This window comes from Mycobacterium sp. pW045 (assembly GCF_041287085.1).
GTDB classification, from domain to species: domain Bacteria; phylum Actinomycetota; class Actinomycetes; order Mycobacteriales; family Mycobacteriaceae; genus Mycobacterium; species Mycobacterium algericum_A.
Map to the genome: position 1 here is coordinate 125,181 of NZ_JBGGKU010000004.1, position 19,880 is coordinate 145,060.

Annotated in this window: 16 protein-coding genes; 9 read left to right on the forward strand and 7 right to left on the reverse strand. The window is 69.1% G+C overall.

Translation table 11 applies throughout. The features are described from left to right. Positions 1–30 precede the first annotated feature (30 nt). From ACAG20_RS07695 to ACAG20_RS07705, 3 genes are read left to right on the forward strand one after another with little or no spacing between them, the layout of a single operon-like run. Positions 31–801 (forward strand): methyltransferase domain-containing protein, encoded by a 771-nt coding sequence (locus ACAG20_RS07695; protein ID WP_370492155.1) that lies wholly within the window; start codon positions 31–33, stop codon positions 799–801. 54 nt (positions 802–855) lie between these two features. After that, on the forward strand, positions 856–2,337 hold the full coding sequence (locus ACAG20_RS07700; RefSeq protein ID WP_370492156.1) for an aldehyde dehydrogenase: 1,482 nt from the start codon (positions 856–858) through the stop codon (positions 2,335–2,337). A gap of 44 nt (positions 2,338–2,381) precedes the next feature. Then, positions 2,382–3,134, forward strand: coding sequence for a hypothetical protein (locus tag ACAG20_RS07705; protein ID WP_370492157.1), 753 nt, complete (start codon positions 2,382–2,384; stop codon positions 3,132–3,134). A gap of 4 nt (positions 3,135–3,138) precedes the next feature. On the opposite strand, the gene ACAG20_RS07710 is transcribed toward ACAG20_RS07705, so the two are convergent. From ACAG20_RS07710 to ACAG20_RS07720, 3 genes are all read right to left on the reverse strand, one after another. Next, positions 3,139–3,636, reverse strand: a complete 498-nt coding sequence (locus ACAG20_RS07710) for a hypothetical protein (RefSeq protein ID WP_370492158.1) — start codon at positions 3,634–3,636, stop codon at positions 3,139–3,141. Positions 3,637–3,671: 35 nt separating this feature from the next. Continuing rightward, the gene (locus tag ACAG20_RS07715; RefSeq protein WP_370492159.1) at positions 3,672–5,507 is read right to left on the reverse strand and encodes an acyl-CoA dehydrogenase; all 1,836 of its coding nucleotides are present in this window, start codon (positions 5,505–5,507) and stop codon (positions 3,672–3,674) included. Between the two features lie 87 nt (positions 5,508–5,594). Continuing rightward, positions 5,595–6,440, reverse strand: coding sequence for an arylamine N-acetyltransferase (locus ACAG20_RS07720; RefSeq protein ID WP_370492160.1), 846 nt, complete (start codon positions 6,438–6,440; stop codon positions 5,595–5,597). A 158-nt stretch (positions 6,441–6,598) separates the two neighbouring features. Between ACAG20_RS07720 and ACAG20_RS07725 the strand changes: the two genes are divergently transcribed. Then, positions 6,599–7,339: a 1-acyl-sn-glycerol-3-phosphate acyltransferase gene (locus ACAG20_RS07725; RefSeq protein ID WP_234825666.1), complete on the forward strand. Its 741-nt coding sequence runs from the start codon at positions 6,599–6,601 to the stop codon at positions 7,337–7,339. 5 nt (positions 7,340–7,344) lie between these two features. After that, positions 7,345–8,982 carry an acyl-CoA ligase FadD12 gene (fadD12, locus tag ACAG20_RS07730; protein ID WP_370492161.1) on the forward strand — a complete coding sequence of 546 codons (1,638 nt, stop codon included), beginning with the start codon at positions 7,345–7,347 and terminating at the stop codon, positions 8,980–8,982. 108 nt (positions 8,983–9,090) lie between these two features. Here the strand turns inward: fadD12 and ACAG20_RS07735 are convergent, their stop codons facing one another. After that, positions 9,091–10,509, reverse strand: coding sequence for a wax ester/triacylglycerol synthase family O-acyltransferase (locus ACAG20_RS07735; protein WP_370492162.1), 1,419 nt, complete (start codon positions 10,507–10,509; stop codon positions 9,091–9,093). A 52-nt stretch (positions 10,510–10,561) separates the two neighbouring features. Continuing rightward, complete coding sequence (locus ACAG20_RS07740; protein ID WP_041316719.1) at positions 10,562–11,794, reverse strand: alpha/beta hydrolase; 1,233 nt, start codon at positions 11,792–11,794, stop codon at positions 10,562–10,564. An 88-nt stretch (positions 11,795–11,882) separates the two neighbouring features. On the opposite strand from ACAG20_RS07740, the gene ACAG20_RS07745 reads away from it, so the two are divergent. From ACAG20_RS07745 to ACAG20_RS07755, 3 genes are read left to right on the forward strand one after another with little or no spacing between them, the layout of a single operon-like run. Further along, on the forward strand, positions 11,883–12,776 hold the full coding sequence (locus ACAG20_RS07745) for an alpha/beta hydrolase (RefSeq protein ID WP_370492163.1): 894 nt from the start codon (positions 11,883–11,885) through the stop codon (positions 12,774–12,776). Between the two features lie 4 nt (positions 12,777–12,780). Next, positions 12,781–13,836, forward strand: coding sequence for an acyl-CoA dehydrogenase family protein (locus ACAG20_RS07750; RefSeq protein WP_370492164.1), 1,056 nt, complete (start codon positions 12,781–12,783; stop codon positions 13,834–13,836). 1 nt (position 13,837) lies between these two features. Next, on the forward strand, positions 13,838–14,998 hold the full coding sequence (locus ACAG20_RS07755; protein WP_013827127.1) for an acyl-CoA dehydrogenase family protein: 1,161 nt from the start codon (positions 13,838–13,840) through the stop codon (positions 14,996–14,998). Between the two features lie 262 nt (positions 14,999–15,260). Here ACAG20_RS07755 and ACAG20_RS07760 read toward each other — a convergent pair whose 3' ends face one another. Then, positions 15,261–16,229, reverse strand: coding sequence for a MaoC family dehydratase (locus ACAG20_RS07760; protein WP_370492165.1), 969 nt, complete (start codon positions 16,227–16,229; stop codon positions 15,261–15,263). A gap of 27 nt (positions 16,230–16,256) precedes the next feature. Here ACAG20_RS07760 and ACAG20_RS07765 point away from each other — a divergent pair, with 27 nt between their 5' ends. Further along, a complete protein-coding gene (locus ACAG20_RS07765) occupies positions 16,257–17,420 on the forward strand; it encodes an acyl-CoA dehydrogenase family protein (RefSeq protein ID WP_370492166.1) in 1,164 nt (387 codons plus the stop codon). Between the two features lie 81 nt (positions 17,421–17,501). Here ACAG20_RS07765 and ACAG20_RS07770 read toward each other — a convergent pair whose 3' ends face one another. Continuing rightward, positions 17,502–19,799 carry a PGRS repeat-containing protein gene (locus tag ACAG20_RS07770; protein ID WP_370492167.1) on the reverse strand — a complete coding sequence of 766 codons (2,298 nt, stop codon included), beginning with the start codon at positions 19,797–19,799 and terminating at the stop codon, positions 17,502–17,504. Between the last annotated feature and the right edge of the window lie 81 nt (positions 19,800–19,880).

Below are 19,880 nucleotides of genomic sequence, written 5' to 3' on the forward strand. Positions count from 1 at the left end.
GTCCCGCAGGCTGGGCCTAGTCTTGGACCGGTGGCTGCCACCGAGGAGTTCGCCCGACGCGCGACGCTGGGCCGCTCGGTGCGCCTGCTGAGCCGGTTCCGCTACGAGCAGCGCGATCCGGCCCGGTTCTACGGCGCGCTGGCCGCTGACACCGCGAACCTGGTCACCGACCTGTGGCGGGGACTGTGCGGCGACGATCCGGCGGGCAGGACGGTGCTCGACGTCGGTGGCGGGCCGGGGTACTTCGCCACCGCGTTCGCCGAGGCCGGCCTGCGTTATATCGGGGTCGAGCCGGACCCCCGAGAAGTACACGCGATGCAGGAGGCCAGGTCCGTGTCGTCGTCCGGCACGTTCGTGCGGGCCTCGGGGATGGCGTTGCCGTTCGCCGACGACAGCGTCGACATCTGTCTGTCCTCCAACGTGGCCGAGCATGTGCCGCGGCCCTGGCGGCTCGGTGCGGAGATGCTGCGGGTCACCCGGCCCGGCGGGCTGGTGGTGCTGTCTTACACGGTGTGGCTGGGTCCGTTCGGCGGCCATGAGATGGGCTTGAGCCACTATCTGGGCGGGCACCGGGCCGCCCGGCGCTACACCCGCCGCCACGGCCACCCGCCCAAGAACAACTACGGTTCGTCGCTGTTCGCGGTGTCGGCCGCCGATGGCCTGGACTGGGCCCGCCACACCGGCGCGCTCGTCGCGGCTTTCCCCCGCTATCACCCCCGATGGGCGTGGCCGATTACCGCGGTGCCCGGTGTTCGCGAGTTCCTGGTGAGCAACCTGGTGCTGGTATTGCAGCCCCGCTGACCCCGTTGACTGCAACGTGTTCTAATCCGCCCGTCGGCTAGGTAGGGTGGCGCCATGACCGTGAGCACCGCAACCGAATACGACACCCTGTTCATCGGCGGCAAGTGGACCGCCCCGGCCACCGACCAGGTGATCGAAGTCCACTCACCGGCCACCGGCGAGTACGTCGGCAAGGTGCCGCTGGCCACCAAGGACGACGTTGACAACGCAGTTGCGGCGGCCCGTCGAGCGTTCGACTCCGGGCCGTGGCCGTCGACGCCGCCGGCCGAGCGGGCCGCGGTCATCGCCGCCGCGATCAAGCTGATGGAGGAGCGCAAGGAGCTGTTCACCAGCCTGTTGGCCGCCGAGACGGGGCAGCCGCCGACGGGCGTGGAGACCATGCACTGGCTGAGCTCCATCGGGGCACTGAACTTCTTCGCCGGCCCCGCAGTCGACGAGGTCAGCTGGGAAGAGGTCCGCACCGGCGCCTACGGGCAGACCATCGTGCGCCGGGAGCCGCTGGGTGTGGTCGGTGCGATCGTCGCCTGGAACGTGCCGCTGTTCCTGGCGGTCAACAAGCTGGGCCCGGCGCTGCTGGCCGGCTGCACGGTGGTGCTCAAGCCGGCCGCCGAGACGCCGTTGAGCGCCAACGCGCTGGCGCAGGTGTTCGCCGACGCGGGCTTGCCGGAGGGGGTGTTGTCGGTGGTGCCGGGCGGGGCCGAGACCGGCCAGGCGTTGACCTCCAACCCGGACGTGGACATCTTCTCCTTCACCGGCAGCTCGGCCGTCGGCAAGGAGATCGGTAAGCGCGCCGCGGAGCTGCTCAAGCCGTGCACGCTGGAACTCGGCGGCAAGTCGGCGGCGATCGTGCTGCCCGACGTCGACCTGGCGTCGGCGATCCCGATGCTGGTGTTCTCCGGGATCATGAACACCGGGCAGGCCTGCGTGGCCCAGACCCGCATCCTGGCGCCGCGGTCGCGCTACGAGGAGATCGTGGAGGCGATCAAGAACTTCGTCACCGCCTTGCCGGTCGGGCTGCCGGATGACCCGGCCGCTCAGATCGGTGCGCTGATCACCGAGAAGCAACGGCAGCGGGTCGAGTCCTACATCGCCAAGGGCATCGAAGAGGGTGCCCGGCTGGTCTGCGGCGGTTCGCGCCCCGAAGGGCGCGAGGATCTAGCCGCCGGCTTCTTCGTCGAGCCGACCGTGTTCGCCGACGTGGACAACTCGATGACCATCGCCCAGGAGGAGATCTTCGGGCCGGTGCTGTCCATCATCGGCTACGACACCGAGGAGGAGGCGATCGCGATCGCCAACGACTCGGTGTACGGGCTGGCCGGCAGCGTGTGGACGACCGATGTGCCGCACGGGATCGAGGTCGCGAGCAAGATCCGCACCGGGACCTACGGCATCAACTGGTACGCCTTCGACCCGTGCTGCCCGTTCGGCGGCTACAAGAACTCCGGGATCGGCCGGGAGAACGGCAAGGAGGGCGTCGAGCACTTCACGCAGCAGAAGAGCGTGCTGATGCCGATGGGATACACGCTGGAGAGCTGATCTCAGCTCCCGTTGAGGCAACGGTAAGCCCCTATACTGCCGTCGTGGGAGTTCTGGTCTGGTTCGCGCCCTGGGCGGTGTACTGGGTGCTGGCGGGAAATGCGCCACTGTCGATCGCGGCGTTGGTGGCGCTGGCCGTTGCGGTCGCGGTCATGGTGGGTGACCGCGAGTCGTCGGCCCGGCCACTGGGCGTGGGGGCGGTAGCGACCTTCGCGGTGCTGGCGGTGCTGCCGCTGGCGAGTTGGGCGCAGCGGTGGGCGCTGCCGCTGAGTTTCGCCGCCCTGTTCGCGGTGTTGCTGACCAGCACGCTGCTGGGCAAGTCGGTGGTGGCGGCCGTCGCGAAGGCGGATCTGCCCGAGGCGGCGGTGCAGACGGAGCTATTCGCCCCGGTGGTGAACCGGCTGACGTGGATCTGGCTGGCCGCGACCGCGGCGATGGCGGTATCGGCGGCGATCCCCCCGGCCACGCTGCACCACCCGGGTTCCCCGCTGACCTACCTGTGCTCCTGGGTGATGCCGTTCGCGATCCTGGCCGCGGTGGCGGTCGGCTCGCGCATCCTGGTGGATCGCATGACCGCCGGTTTCGGCGACGCGGTGCGCAAGACCAGCTTCGTCGCCTTCGTCGACATGGAGATCGATCAGCTCTACTACCTGGCCACCGAGCACGCCAACCGTGAGGTCGGCCCGGGGCAGGAGGCCTACAACGTCACCGTCGGCGCAAAGGGAACGGCGCTGCTGGGCGACGACACCCGGGTGTCATGGCCGTCCACGTACAAGGTTCGGCAGCGGCGCGGCTGAGGCGTCAGCTCCGGTTCATCCGCTGTGCGCGGCGGTGTGTGATGCAACGTCCTACCTCGGCGCGGTAGAAGTCCTCGTCGCGGCCGCCGGCGGTGTACAGCCGGGCCCCGAGCCGGTCCCGGAGCTCTGGAAGGTTCACCTCACCGGTGGTCGCGTTCGCCAGCACCCAGTCGACGGCGGCCTCACTGCCCTGTTCCCGGCAGATCCGGTCGACCCGTCGGGCGGCGGCACCTTTGTGGAACCGGGCGAACCCGGCTTTGCTCCACGACCGGACCTCCCGGGCCTCCAGATCGAGCAGTTCGCGCAGCACCGACAGCGGGCCATCCGGCACGGTTTTGAACGGGGCGGCGTCGGCGAATGTCAGCGCACCGCCGGGCCGCCGGATCGCCTCGACGTCGGGTTCTACCACCACCGCTCCGCGGCCCTTGGCCAGCTCGTGCGCCCACCGGACGATGGTGTAGCCGTGGTCGGGCAGCCGGTACTTGCGGGTGTGGGTGTCCACAGCAGTCGAGGGTAGTGCGCCAGGTCCGCGCGTGATCAGAACGCGTCCTCGCTCAGATCCATCACCGCCAGGTCGTCGTTTTCGACGATGCGTCGCTCCGCGCCGAGCCGGGGCAACACCGTGCCGGCAAAAAACGTTGCCGCGGTGATCTTGCCGGCGTAGAAGTCCCGGTCACTATCGGTGACGTCGCCTTCGAGCGCGCCGAGCGCGGTCTCGGCCTGGCGCAGCAACAGCCAGCCGATCACCAGGTCACCGACGGACAGCAGGAACCGTACCGATTCCAGACCCACTCGGTAGAGTTCGCGGGGCTCTTCTTGTGACCCCATCAGGTATCCGGTCATGGCGGTGACCATCGCCCGCACGTCGTCGAGCGCGCCGGCCAGCAGCTTGCGGGCGTCGGCCAGCTCCGAACGCGCGTCGCCGCTGTCGAGGAACCCTTCGATCTGGCCGACCAGGTGCCCCAATGCCGCACCGCGGTCACGGGCGATCTTGCGGAAGAAGAAGTCCTGCGCCTGAATGGCGGTGGTGCCCTCGTAGAGGCTGTCGATCTTGGCGTCGCGGATGTACTGCTCGATGGGGTAGTCCTGCAGGAAGCCGGATCCGCCGAAGGTCTGCAGCGCGTCGGTCAGGTACTGATACGCCCGTTCCGAGCCGACGCCCTTGACGATCGGCAGCAACAGATCGTTGACCCGCTCGGCCATCTCGGCGTCGGCGCCCGACACCTGCATGGCAACCTGGGAGTCCTGGTGGGCTGCCGTGTAAAAGTACAACGCCCGCATCCCCTCGGCGTACACCTTCTGCATCATCAAGGCGCGCCGCACATCCGGATGGTGGATGATGGTGACCCGCGGCGCGGTCTTGTCGGTCATCTGGGTCATGTCGGCACCCTGGATACGGGTCTTCGCATACTCCAGCGCGTTGAGATACCCGGTGGACAATGTGGCGATCGCTTTGGTGCCCACCATCATTCGGGCGTACTCGATGACGTGGAACATCTGGGCGATACCGTTTCTGGCGTCGCCCACCAGCCAGCCCTTCGCCGGAACGCCGTGCTGGCCGAAGGTCAGTTCGCAGGTGGTCGAGACCTTCAGTCCCATCTTGTGTTCCAGACCGGTGACGAACACCCCGTTGCGCTCGCCCGGTTCGCCGGTCTCGGGATCGGGCAGGTACTTGGGCACCAGAAACAGGCTGAGCCCCTTGGTTCCCGGCCCGGCGCCCTCGGGACGGGCCAGGGTCATGTGCATGATGTTCTCGAACAGGTCGTCACTGTCACCGTTGGTGATGAAGCGCTTGACACCGTCGATGTGCCAGCTGCCGTCGGGCTGTTCGATCGCCTTGGTGCGGCCGGCCCCCACGTCAGAGCCGGCATCCGGCTCCGTCAATACCATGGTGGCGCCCCAGTTCCGGTCGATCGCCATGGCCGCCCAGTGCCGCTGCTGCTGGTTGCCCAGGCCATAGAGGATATTGGCGAAGATCGGACCGGCCATGAACATGAAGACCGCCGGGTTGGCACCGAGCACCAGTTCGTTGATCGCCCAGGACACCATCGCCGGAGCCGGCACCCCGCCGACCTCCTCGGCCAGGCCGATCCGGAACCACTCGCCTTCCTGCCAGGCCCGCAGTGACGCCTTGAACGGCTCCGGCAATGTCACCGAGTGGCTGGCCGGATCGAATACCGGTGGATGGCGGTCGCTCTCGGCGAATGACTCGGCCACCGGCCCTTCGGCGAGCCGCGCAGCTTCGGCCAGCATCTGGCGCACCGTGTCGCCGTCGAGATCGCCGTAGGCGCCGTCAGCCAGGCACTGCTCCAGGCCGAGCATCTCGAACAGATTGAATTCCAGGTCGCGGACATTGCTCTTGTAGTGACCCATGGGTCAAGCATGCCCTTCGACGCGCGTCGAGTTCCGGGCTTTCCGCGCATCTCGGCCCCTCAACCGCCACGGGGTTCGGGCCGGGCCTCAGCTGTCGAGCACCTGCGCCACCCTGGCCTCGACATCGCCGAGATCGCTCAGGTCGATCCCGAAGCGGTCGGCCAGGGCGTTACAGACCTGCGCAGCGTCGTCGAAGCGCACCCGTTCGGTGCCGCCGCGGGAGTGCATGGTCAGGTTACGGCCCCGCAGGTTCACCCGGGCGTCATCGGTAACCAGTGCTGCGCTGAGCCCGGCGACGAAGTTCGACTCCGGGTAAGTCGACACATACCAACTGCCCACCTGCATGTCGATCAGCGGCCGCGGCTGCAAGCCGAAGGTGTACAGCGGCCGCCAAGTCGCACCGAGCTGCGTTTCCAGCACATAGCCGCTCGCGTGGCCGCGCAGCCGGAACGGCTCGTGGGGCGTCTGCTGGACTTCGTCGGGGACCAGGCGGATCGGTGAGGTCAGTGTCTGTCCGCCGAACCCGACATCGGCCAGATACGGCTCGTCGCAGCCCGGGATGCGCACCGCCAGCGCCTGGTGGGTCTCGGGGCGCGGTGGGCCGTCGAGCCCGTCCGGGCTCATCCACACCACCCGCCCGGCCAGCCGCTCGACGCCGAACCCGAGTGCGCGCAGCACACCGAGCAGCAGGCCGTTCTGCTCATAGCAGTAGCCGCCGCGGCGCCGCGTGACCAGCTTGGCGGTCAGCGTCGGCAAGCTCAGGTCGATCACCGGCACCCCGGTCAGCGGGTCGAGGTTCTCGAACGGGATACCGCGGACATGGGCGGCCACCAGTGCGGTCAACGTCTGCAACGTCGGCTCGGTACCGCCGCGGTACGCCACCCGGTCGAAGTACGCTCGCAGATCGATGCGCTCCGCCGACTGCCCGCCCATTTCGCCGATGTTATCCACGGCCTCCTCAAGCCGGTAACATGGGCAAAACTAGAACACGTTTCAATTGAGGGGGCGTGGTGGACACACCCGACAGCGACTGGTCTGAGGACGTGCCCGGGCCCATCACCAAGTGGGATCCGGGCCTGACCGAACGAGTGATGGGGCTGCTGCGGCCGCTGATCAAGGGGTACCACCGCTCGGAGGTGCGGGGCCTGGATTCGTTCCCGAACGGTGGCGCCCTGGTGGTCTCCAACCACTCCGGTGGGCTGTTCCCGATGGACGTGCCGGTGTTCGCCACCGGCTTCTATGACAAATTCGGCTACGAGCGGCCGGTCTACACGCTCAGCCACGACATCATCTTCACCGGGGCCACCGCCGACTTCTTCCGCAAGACCGGCTTCATCCCGGCCAACCACGCCAATGCCGACGAGGCGCTGCGCTCCGGCGGTGTGGTGGTGGTCTTCCCCGGCGGCGACTACGACGTCTACCGGCCCACGCTGGAAGAGAACACGATCGACTTCGCCGGCCGCAAAGGCTACATCCGGGCGGCGATCAACGCGGGTGTGCCGCTGGTGCCGGCGGTGGGGATCGGCGGACAGCAGAGCCAACTCTATCTATCCCGCGGCACCGGACTCGCCAAGGCGCTGCGACTGGACAAGCTGATGCGGGTCAAGATCCTGCCGATCTCATTCGGCTTCCCCTTCGGGTTGTCCGCGGTGCTGCCGATCAACCTGCCGCTGCCCACCAAGATCGTCATGCAGGTATGCGAGCCGATCGACATCATCGCCGAGTTCGGCGAGGATCCCGACATCGACGTCGTCGACGCCCACGTGCGCTCCGTCATGCAGGACGCCCTCGACAAGCTCGCGGCCGAACGCCGCCTCCCAGTCCTGGGCTGAGCGGGATGGCCCCCGGACCGTTCGACCGGCTCGCGCGCATCGGATCGATGCTGCAGACCTTCGCCCGCGCCGGACTGCTGGCGCCGCTGCGGCCCGACAAATACCTGCGGGTCGCCGCCGCGGCAGCCCGCGAGGGCGGCACCACCACCGTCGGGATCGCCATAGCCGCACAACGCTGCGGCGACCGTCCGGCGATCATCGATGAACGCGGCAGCCTGACCTACCGCGAGCTCGACCGGCGCTGTGATGCGCTGGCCGCCGGCCTGCAGCGGCTGCCCGGGCGGACGCCGCAGGCCGTCGCGTTGATGTGCCGCAACCACCGCGGCTTCATCGAGGCGCTGGCCGCCGCCAATCGGATCGGCGCCGACGTACTGCTGCTCAACACCAGCTTCGCCGGACCGGCACTGGCCGAGGTCGTGGCCCGCGAAGGTGTCGACCTGATCGTCTACGACGAGGAGTTCGCCGCGGCGGTGGATCTGGCCGTGCCGGCCCAGTCCCGGTGCGTCCGGGTGGTGAGCTGGGCCGACTCCGACATCCCCGGGCTGACGGCGGACGACCTGATCGACGCCAACACCGGGCAGCGCCCGGCCAAACCGGCCCGCACCGGCAGCCTGGTCATGCTCACCTCCGGAACCACCGGCACCCCGAAGGGCGCGCGGCGCTCCGGTCGCGGCGGCGGCGGGGTCGCCGATCTCGCGGCGATCTTCGACAGAATCCCCTGGCACACCGAGGAAACCGTGGTCATCGCGGCCCCGATGTTTCACGCCTGGGGGTTCTCGCAGCTGGCACTGGCGTTGACGATGGCCTGCACCGTCGCCACCCGACGGAAGTTCGATCCCGAGGCGACCTTGGCGCTGGTCGAGGAGAACCGGGCCACCGGATTGTGTGTCGTACCGGTCATGTTCGACCGCATCATGGCGCTGCCCGATGACGTGCGTGCTCAGTACCCTTGCCGCTCATTGCGGTTCGCCACCGCATCGGGATCGCGGATGCACCCGGACGTGGTGACGGCGTTCATGGACGCTTTCGGCGACGTGGTCTACAACAACTACAACGCAACCGAGGCCGGCATGATCGCGCTGGCCACACCGGAAGACCTGCGCTATTCGCCCGACACCGCGGGTCGGCCTGCGCCGGGCACCGAGATCCGGATCCTTGACCCCGATTTCGCCGAGCTGGCCGACGGCGTCACCGGGCAGATCTTCGTGCGGAACTCCTCGCAGTTCGACGGCTACACCGGCGGTGACTCCAAGCAGTTCCACGACGGCTTCATGGCCTCGGGCGACCTGGGCTACTTCGACGCCACCGGAAGGCTTTTCGTGGTGGGCCGCGATGACGAGATGATCGTCTCCGGCGGCGAGAACGTCTACCCGATCGAGACCGAGAAGGCGCTCATCAGCCATGGCGCCGTCGCCGAGGCCGCCGTGATCGGCGTCGACGACACCGAGTACGGACAGCGACTGGTCGCCTTCGTGGTGTTGGAGCCGGGCGCTGCGGCCACGATCGAGGAGCTCAAGGCGCATGTCCGGGACAACCTGGCCGGCTACAAGGTGCCCCGTGGCATCACGATCCTGGATGCACTGCCGCGCAACAATACCGGCAAGGTGCTGCGACGCGAATTGCAGGCGATGGCCAGCAACTGATTTCACGCCGTGGGTGCGCCGAACGTGTACTGACGGTCAGTCGTCGCGACGATTTTCGCAACCGATACACGCTCGGCGAATCGGGACGACGCCCTTGGGGGGTCCGGCTCAGGCCGGCGCCATCGCCGTTTCGACCGGCGTGAGCCCCTCGGAAAGCCCTGCGGCACGCCGTATTGCGATGAACTCGTCGACCATGGCGCTGGTCACCTCATGCGGATCTTCGACGGTGGCGCCGTCGGTCAGCACGGAGATGTTGAGCTGGTCGACGTAGCTCCACACGGTGATATTCAACCCGCTGCCGGCGGTCAACGGCCCCACCGAATAGATCTCGGTGACCAGCGCGCCGCCGACCCGGCCACGCTCCCGCGGGCCGGGCACATTGGAGATGTTGAGGTTGAGCACCTTGTTCTGTCCGTCGCGGCTGGACAGCCAGCGGAACAACGACTCCGCCGGGGCGGGCGGCAGATACGCCGACCACCGGCTGACCAGCTCCGGCCCGACCAGGTGGTGGGCCTCTTTGGCCAGATTGGCTGCCTCCCGCGCCTTTTCGACGCGCACCAGCACGTCTTCGACGTCCACCGGCAACGCCACCAGCACCCCGGAGAACCGGTTTCCGGAGATCCGATCCGGGGAGAAGTCGAAGCTCATCGGCACCGATGCCAGCAGCGGGTGATCCGCCTTCCCGTCGTAGCGCAGCAGCAGCGTGCGTAACGCGCCGGCCGAGACGGCCAGCACCATGTCGTTGATGGTGGCGCCCAGCTGCTTGCCGGTCGCCTTGACGTCGGCCAGTGCGAGGGTGGCCGTGGCGAACCGGCGTTCCGGGGTCAGCATGTGGTTGATGAAGGTCGGTGGCGGTGTGAACGGCCGCGTCAGGTCGGCGGACAGTTTGCGGGTGCTGCGCCGCACCCGCCGCACACCGGCCGCGGTGTAGGCGATGGTCGCCGGGATCCTGCCCAGCTGTCGCAGGTGATCGCGGAAGGCCGAGCGCACCAGCTGACCGCCGGTGGGGGCCGGATCGGTTTCGTAGGAATCCCGTTCGGAGTTCGGGCCGGCCACCAGGTCCATGCCGCGTGCCATCAGGTTCGCCGAGGCGATCCCGTCGGCGAGCGCGTGGTGGATCTTGCCGACCACCGCGATCCGGTTGTTGGCCAGGCCCTCGATGAAGTACATCTCCCACAGCGGCCGGCTGCGGTCCAGCGGCGTACTGGCGATCTGACCGATGGCCTCATCGAGTTCGCGGCGGCCGCCCGGCGCCGGCAGCGACCACGGCCGGATGTGGTAGGTCAGGTCGACTTTGCAGTTCTCCCGCCACATCGGGTGGTGGAACTTGCCCGGGATGTCCACCAGTTGGTAGCGGAACGGGTCCAGCTTGTAGAGCCGCCCGTGGATCACCCGCCGGAAGGCATTGACGTCGAAGCTCTGCCGGTCGGCATCCAGCTCGATCACGGCGATCTTGAGGGTGTGCATGTGCACGTTCGGCGTCTCGCTGTACAGCAGAACCGCGTCCCACCCGCTGAGCCGCTTCACCGGCGGATCACTCCCATGAAGGGACCTTACCGCGGTGTCGCCGTCGGCGGGTTCAGATGACTTGTTTGCCGCCGATCGTGGTGCGGTCTCGGTGAATCTGGTTGAGAAACAACCCGATAGCCGTACTCATTGCGCCCGTCCGGGATCCGTCGGTCAGGTCGAAACCGTGCCCTGCCCCGGGCAACTCCAGGTAGCCGACCTTGGAGCGCGACACCGCCCGCAGCCGGTCGGCGAAGGCGCGGGCCTGCGCCACCGGGATGACGGTGTCGGCGCTGCCGTGCACGAGCATGAACGGCGGCGCCCCGGGATGCACCCGCGCAATCGGGGAGGCCTGCTGGTAGATGTCGCCGTGGCGCCGGATCGATCGGCCGACCACCACCCGCTCCAGGAAGTCGACGAACGCGACCCGCTCCGGAGTGGACCTGTCCTGCCAGTCGTAGCGGCCGTAGATACCGACCACGGCGTCCACCGAGGTGTCGGCGCCCTCGGGGAGCCGGTCCGCGAATTCCCGATCACCGGCAGCACTGCCGGTCAACCCGGCCAGCGCGGCCAGGTGTCCGCCGGCCGACGAACCCGCCACCGCGACGAAGTTGCGGTCGCCGCCGAACTTGTCGACGTTGGCGTGCGCCCAGGCGATCGCGGTCTTGACGTCGATGATGTGGCGCGGCCAGCGGTTGTGCGGCGCGACGCGGTAGTCGATCGACAGGCACACCCAGCCTCGCTCGGCCAGGTGCGACAGCAGCGCATAGCCCTGCAGCATCCGGCTGCCGTGCACCCAGGCTCCCCCGGGGATATAGATCAGCACCGGCGCCGGTGTCGTCGGCAGGTCGCGGGGCGCCCACACGTCGAGCACCTGGGCGGGGTCGCTGCCGTAACGCACCCCGGAGCGGTGAATGTGGCGGCGGTGCTGCAGCGCCTTCCACACCGGCGGCGCCTGCTCCGGTTGCGGCCACTCGATGGCCAGCTCGGATGCGGTGACGACACCGCGAAGGGCGGCCTCGGAGACCGCGCGCGTCTGCTCCCGCGCCTGCTTCCGGGCGGTGGCGGCACCCGGGGTCAGCCATGACCTGGCCGCGCTGGAGAGGAACTCCGGCATGTGGCGGGTCCCCCATACCCCCATCGCGGTCATTCCGCCCAGGGGTTCCAGCCGCTTCCCGACCACCGGCAGCGAAGCTGAAGCGACGCTGAATGCGAGCAGGTAGTCCGCCGTCCGGGCCCGCTTCAACCAGCGCAGGCGACCGGTCACATTCCAGCCCGACTTCGGGGTCTGCGGTGCTGCCGTCATTACCGGAGAGTACCGCGGTTACGCCGGGGTAAACCGCAATCGGGCGGGTTGTCCACGGAACGGATCCGGCACCGGCAATACTGAGCCGATGGTAAGCAGCGGGTTTCATCCAGATCTGCGCCGGGCCGCGCGATTCCTGCCGCGGGGCGGCATCGGGCCCAGGACACTGCCGGCGATCCGGGCACTTGCCGGCCTGCAGGGCCGACGCACCCCCAGCGGCATCGAGGTGCTCCCCCTGCCCTCGGGCGGCAGTGTGCGGGTCTATCGGCCACCGCATCGTCCCGCCGCTCCGGCGCCGGCGCTGCTGTGGATCCACGGCGGCGGCTACGTCATCGGCACGGCCGCGCAGGATGACCGGCTCTGTCGCAGGTTCAGCGACGAACTCGGCATCACGGTCGCCTCGGTCGACTACCGGTTGGCGCCGCAACACCCATACCCGGCTGCGTTGGAGGACTGCTGGGCCGGGCTACTACTGCTGGCCGGGCTGGCCGGCGTGGATCCGACGCGGGTGGCGATCGGCGGGGCCAGCGCAGGCGGCGGGCTCGCCGCCGCGTTGGCGCAGTTGGCGGCCGACCGCGGCGACGCGCAACCGGTACTGCAGCTGCTGGTCTACCCGATGCTCGATGACCGCAGCGCGCACTTGCCGGCCGATCGCGGCTACCGGTTGTGGAATCCGCGGAGCAACCTTTTCGGCTGGACGTCGTACCTGGGCGATGCCGATCCGCAGCTCGCGGTGCCGGCCCGCCGCGCAGACCTGAGCGGGCTGGCGCCCGCCTGGATCGGGGTGGGCACGCTGGACCTGTTTCATGACGAGAACCTGGCCTACGCGGAGCGGCTGCGGGCCGCGGGCGTGCCGTGCGAGGTCGAAACCGTCCCGGGAGCGTTCCACGGATTCGATCTGCTGCTGACCAAGGCGCCGGTCTCGCGGTCGTTCTTCGCCAGCCAGTGCGCGAGCCTGCGAAACGCCTTCAAGGAGACCTGATCTGGTGGCCGATCGCGAGGAACTGCAGGCGTTGCGCGGTGCGGTCGCCGACTTGATGGCCAAGGCCGACGGCGACAGCTGGGGCGAACTGGCGGCGATGGGCCTGCTGGGAATGCTGGTGCCCGAGGAGTACGGCGGGGCGGGGGCCGGTCCGGTCGAGGTGGGCGTGGTGGCCGAGGAACTGGGCCGGGCACTGTTCGACGGGCCTTACTTGTCGACGGCAGTGCTCGCTGTGAATCTGATTGCTGCCCTAGGCGATCCAGCGCAATGCGAAGCCGTGCTGCCGGGGATCGCCGCCGGGGACACCCGGATCGCGCTCGCCTTCGCCGAGGGCTCCTCGCCCCGCCCGCCCGCGAGGCCGGCGACGTCGGCCCGCGGTGACGACTCCCCGGTGCTGACCGGCGAGAAGCGGTTCGTGCTCGAAGCCGACGGCGCCGATTCGATCTATGTGCTGGCCGACACGGCGTCCGGACCCGGAGTCTTCGCCGTGGACACCGCTGGGCCGGGTGTCACCGTGGAACCATTGACCACGGTCGACCAGTCGCGCCGGCTGTGCACCGTCCGGCTGGCCGGCGCGCCGGCCATTGCGATCGGCGAACCGGGCTGCGGCGTCGAGGTTTTCACCGCCGCGTTGGACCGCTCCGCGGTGGCACTGCTCGGCGAGCAGGCCGGCGCGGCCCGGCGCGCCATGGAGATGGCCCGCGACTACGCCAAGACCCGCTACCAGTTCGGCCGGGCGATCGGCAGCTTCCAGGCCGTCAAGCACATGTGCGCCGACATGCTGTTGGAGGCCGAGTCGGCGGTGTCGGCCGCCCGCCACGTCGCCGCTGCCGCCGCCGACGGCTCGCCGGGCTGGGTGGCCGATCTCGCCCTTGCTCAGGCGTACTGCTCGGAGGCGTTCGTGTTCGTGGGCGCCACCAACATCCAGGTCCACGGGGGCATCGGGTTCACCTGGGAGCACCCCGCCCACCGGTATCTGCGGCGGGCGCGCGGCGACGCCCAGTTGTTCGGCAACCCGGCCTGGCACCGTGAACGCTACCTGCGGGAGATCGGAGCGTGAGATGAGCGACGGTCGCGACGACGACGTCCTGCGCGCCGAGGTCCGGGACTGGCTGGCGGCCAACTGGTCTCCCGATGTCGACCGGGCGACGTTCGCCGCCGCCGTTCTCGACGCGGGCTGGACCGCGCCAAGCTGGGAGCGCGCCCGCTACGGACGTGGGCTCACCGATCGGCAATCGCGGTTGGTGGCAGCGGAATTCGCTGCTGTCGGGGCACCCGGCAGCGGTCACGACCGGACCGATCTGTTCGCCTGCACCATCCACGACTGCGGCTCCGAAGAGCAGCAGCGCAGACTGTTGCCCCCGGCACTGCGCGGCGAGAGCAAATGGTGCCTGCTCTACAGCGAGCCCGGCGCCGGATCGGATCTGGCCGGTCTGCGCACCCGCGCCGAACGCGACGGTGATGACTGGGTTGTCAACGGCCAGAAGGTGTGGACGTCGTTCGCCACGACTGCCGACTACGGCATGCTGGTGGCGCGCACCGATCCGGACGTACCCAAGCACAACGGGATCACCTTCTTCATGCTGCCAATGCGCCAGCCGGGCGTGGAGATCCGGCCGATCCACCAGATCACCGGCGAGTCGGAGTTCAACGAGGTGTTCTTGACCGACGCCCGGGTGCCCGACGCGAACCGGATCGGCGAACCGGGTGCCGGCTGGTCGGTGCTGCAGGTCGCGCTGGGCTACGAACGCCGGCTGATGGGCGACATCGCGCGCACCAGCCGCGGTCGCCGTGAAAAGACCGGCGGCCTGGTCGAATCGGCGCGCGAGGCCGGCTGCCTCGGCGACTCCCATATCCGCCAGCAGATCGCCCGTGTGCAAGCACTGTCGACGGTGAACCGATGGAACAACCAGCGCGCCAAGACCAGCGCCGACCGTGCCGAGGCCGCCACCCTGCTGGCGCTCGGCAAGATCGCGATGTCGCGGATTCTGCACGAGACCGCGCGCGTCGAGACCGAGATCGTCGGCGCCGAATCGATGCTGAGCGGACCGGAGAATCCGGTCGGCGACGCGGTGACGTTTCGGGCGCTCAACGCCTACTTCACCTCGATCGGCGGCGGCACCGACCAGATTCAGCGCAACATCATCGGCGAGCGGGTGCTCGGGTTGCCTAAGGAGCCGGATCCCTACCGCGACGCCCCGTTCCGCGACCTGCCGCACTGATTGCCTCTCGCCCCCTTCCCTGCGCGAGCGTGCGCGTCCCCGGCCGACACACCGGTCGAATCACCGGATCTGCGCACGCTCGCCGTCGCCGCTCGTATCGGCAGCCCGCCGTCATGGTGCGGTGAGGAACGCTCTACATACGCCGTCGGGATTGTGACATGGCCAGCGGCTCACGAACGTCCCGTTCTCCCGCTTCCGGGGACACGCACCGTCGCGCACAGCGGGCCCGGCTCGCACAGCGGGCTCGCACAGCGGGCCCAGCTCAGAACTGCAGGGCGGTGAAACGCCAGTCCAGCACCTGGCGATCCGGGTCGCCCACGGCGTAGACCAGCGATCGCAACCCCAGCATGTTGTCGGTGGCCGATTCCACGTGCAGTTCGCTGTAGAGGGTGTCGCCTTCGTGGACCGGCCCGGTGTGGTCGCAAGACTGCCAGCCCACCACCGTGGCCAGGTTCGGCAGCAGACGGCAGGCCTGCGCCAGTGCCAGCCCGATGGTGTGGCCGCCGTAGACCAGCCGCTGACCTGCCACCCGCGAATCATGATGGGTGGCAGCGATATTGAGAGTCAGGCGGGCCAACTCCGGGGCGGACGACACCACGTCGCCGGTGCTGGTCAGCACGGCGCCTTTCAAGCTGCCCGCGGCCTGGTCGAAATGCGGGCCGGGCACTCGCTGCCGGAACTCGTCGGCGTCCCAGTGCGCGGTGACATCCGGCGGGGCCGCAAGTCCGGCCCCGATGACAGACAGGTCGTCGCGGTGGCCGGTGTCGGCGGCATCCGGTGACAGCGGCAGCATCGCGCAGCGGTAGAAGTCGAGCACCAACCGGTCGACCTGGTCGATGGTGGTCACTCGCAGCGCTACCAGGCCGGTGGGCTCCCGGCCCGGCTTGGCCGAGTTCTGTTTCAGGCCTACGACTTCGGTGCGGGTGAACAATGTGTCGCCGATCACCGGGTATCGGAAGAAGGCCAGGCCGCGGTAGAACAGGTTGGCCTTGACCCGGCGGGTCACCAGCGTGGATTGTCCGATCGCCACGTCACACACCAAGCCGGGGTGGGCCAGCGGTGTCACGGCTCCGGTGACCACCCGGGACAGTTCGCCGTCCAGCGGCAGCCGCAGCCGGTCACCGAGGATCGCCTGATGCAGGGCGGCGGATCCGGGCGTCAACGTCATCGCCGGGGCCGCGTCGAACACCTGGCCGACATGCAGGTCGTCGAAATAGGGCGCGTCAGTCATCTGAGAATCCTGACATACGGTGTACCGATGAGCTTCTCGCTGACCGACGAAGAGTCGATCCTGGTCGATACGGTGCGGACTTTCATCGATCGGGAGGTCAAACCGACCGTCCGCGATGTTGAACACGCCAACACTTACCCGCAGGCGTGGATCGAACAGATGAAGCACCTGGGTATCTACGGGCTGGCCGTCCCCGAGGAGTACGGCGGCACTCCGGTGTCGATGCCGTGCTACGTCCTGGTAACCCAGGAGTTGGCCCGCGGCTGGATGAGCCTGGCCGGTGCGATGGGCGGACACACCGTCGTCGCCAAACTGCTGACGCTGTTCGGCACCGACGAGCAGAAGCAGCGCTACCTGCCCGCCATGGCCACCGGCGCGCTGCGGGCCACCATGGCGCTGACCGAACCCGGCGGCGGCAGCGACCTGCAGAACATGATCACCACCGCGGTGGCTGCCGCCGATCCCGGCACCCTGGTGATCAACGGCGCCAAGACCTGGATCTCCAATGCCCGCCATTCCGGGTTGATCGCGCTGCTGGCCAAGACCGATCCGCAGGCCACCCCGCGGCACAGCGGGATTTCGGTGTTGCTGGTGGACAACCCGATTGCCGGGCTGACCATCTCCCGAGACCTGCCCAAGCTCGGTTACAAGGGTGTGGAGAGCTGTGAGCTGAGCTTCGACGGCTGCATCGTGCCGGCCGCGGCGGTGCTCGGCGGCACGCCCGGCGCCGGTTTCGCGCAGATGATGAAGGGCCTGGAGACCGGCCGCATCCAGGTGGCCGCGCGGGCATTGGGGGTGGCGACGGCCGCTCTCGAGGATGCGCTGGCCTACGCCCAACAACGGGAGAGCTTCGGGCAGCCGATCTGGAAGCATCAAAGCGTCGGCAACTATCTGGCCGAGATGGCCACCAAACTCACCGCCGCCCGCCAACTGACCCGCTACGCCGCCGAACGTTACGACAGTGGCCAGCGCTGCGACATGGAGGCCGGCATGGCCAAGCTGTTCGCCTCCGAAGCCGCCATGGAGATCGCGCTGAATGCGGTGCGCATCCACGGCGGCTACGGCTACTCCACCGAATACGATGTCGAACGCTACTTCCGGGACGCGCCGCTGATGATCGTCGGCGAAGGCACCAATGAGATCCAGCGCAATGTGATCGCCGCGCAGTTGGTTGCCCGCGGCGGGATCTGAGCGTCCGGGGTACCCGACCGGCGCCGTACGCAAAAAACACCCCGCACAGTTGTGCGGGGTGTTTCCTGCCAGCTACTCGGACTACGGGATGACGACGCCCGCGGTGCCGTCCTGTCCCGCGCTACCCGCGTCCGGACCGGTACCGGCGGCGCCACCGTTGCCCGCGGTACCACCCGTGCTGCCGGTACCCGGGGTGTCACCGGCACCACCGTTGAGGCCGTCGGCGCCAAGGTGCGGGGTGATGACGTCACCGCCGTCGCCGCCGTTACCGCCGTTGCCGCCGGTGTTGGCGCCGCTACCACCGGCACCGCCGTCACCGCCCGCCCCGCCGTGGACATTGCTGAGCGGGCCCGAGGAGGAGTCATTGGAGGTGGTGGCCCAGCCCGGGTCACCCCAGCGGATGTTGCTTCCGTCGCCGCCGTTACCACCGGCACCGCCGTCCCCACCGACACCGCCGGAGCCGTCCGAGTTCGCCAGGCCCGCGCCGCCGGAACCACCGGTGCCACCGTTGCCACCGTGCGCGCCACCGGCATTCGGGTCGTTGCCGCCGTTGCCACCGGCACCGCCGTTGCCGCCGGTGGCGCCACTACCACCAGCACCGCCAGCACCGCCGGTGCCAGCCGAGCCCTGCGGGCCCATGGTGCCGGAGCCGGCCGGGCCCTCCACGGACGCATGCCCGGTCACATCAGCGATGTCACCGCCGGCAGCACCATCGCCGCCGTTGCCACCGTTACCGATCAGACCGTCATTGCCGTTGGCCGCACCTGAACCGGCCGCGCCGCCGTTGCCTCCGGCACCGCCAGATCCGCCGTTACCCGGGGGGTTGTACAGGCCGTGGACAGAATCGGTGTTCCCGTGAACCGAGACACTGCCGTGACCGCCCTTACCACCGTCGGACCCGGCACCGCCGACACCGCCGTTACCACCGTTGCCAGCGTCGCCGCCGCCGTTACCACCGGCTCCACCGTTACCGCCGGCGGCGCCGTTACCGCCACTGGTGGCCGTGACCGCGGGGGGGCTACCGGGAGGGCTGTCGTTCGCGGCGAACCCGTCGACGCCGTCCCGCCCGTTGGCCGCAGCCGACGCGTCACCTCCGTTGCCGCCGTTGCCACCGTTGCCGTCGACACCGGCCGCACCCGCGCTGGCACTGGCGCCACCGGCTGCACCACCGGCCGCGGCCGCACCACCGTTACCGCCGACACCACCGTCACCGCCGGCGTTTCCATTGGCGCCAAAGTCGTTCTGGTCCACCGCCAGGCCATTTGCGCCCCCACCGCCGTCACCGCCCAGCCCGCCGTTACCGCCGACACCGCCGTCGCCGTCGGCACCGACCATGCCGTTCGCGGAGCCGCCGACACCGGCCGCACCACCGGCACCGCCCTTGCCACCGACGGCGCCGTCGCCACCGTTGCCACCGGCAGCCCCGTTGCCCGAGCCATTGTCATCGAACGTGCCCGCTTCACCGGCGGCGCCAGTGCCACCGTTGCCGCCGTTACCACCGACACCGCCGACACCGCCGTTGCCGCCGATCCCGACGAACGACGAACCGTCACCGCCGGTACCACCGTTGCCCGCGATACCACCGGCCACACCGTTGCCGCCGTTCGCCCCCGGCGTGCTGCCCGCCGAGCCGTTGGTGCCAGTCCAGCCGGCCCCGCCGGCCCCACCGTTGCCACCATTGCCCCACGCGCCCATGCCGAAGAAGTCCTGGGCCTGACCCGAGGAACCACCGTTACCGCCGTTGCCGCCGGCCAGCGATGCGGTGCCGTTCCCGCCGGCACCCCCATCACCACCGTTGCCCCACCACTCGCCACCGTGGCCGCCGTTGCCACCGTCAGCCCCCAGGCCGCCGGCACCACCATCACCACCATTGCCGATACCACCGGCATGCCCGCCGTTACCCCCGACGATGCCTTCAAGGTTCGACGACCAACCGTCGCCACCGTCGCCGAACCACAACCCACCGGCCTCGCCGTCGGGGTCGAGCTCGGTGCCATCGGCACCGTTGCAGATCATCCCGCAGAAGCCGTCCGTGAACGGCGCGAACACCTGGTTGATCACACCGTTGACACTCGAACCGAAGTCCGAGTTGATCCAGTCCTGCAACATCCCGTGCAGCGGCAGGTAGAACGTCTCCTGCCACTGCTCAGCGTGAGCGGCGTCCGACAACCCGAACAACCCGCCCTCAGCAGAACCCGGCACGCCCCACGTCGAAACGTCGAACAGATCGAACCCCGACTCAGAACCGCTGTCATCGACGCCGAAGAAATCCCAGAACGCGTCCCAGCCGAAGTCATCGGCCTGCGCAGCCGGCGCGGTCGCCAACGGGGCCATCCCAAACGCCAGGAACGCACCCACCGAAGCCGCAGCCCCGATCACCCGGTTCGGCCTCCGAGACCGCGTCCGCGCTGCTGCTGCCTGCCGAGAGCCACGCTGTTGTGCCATCCGTGATGTCCCCTT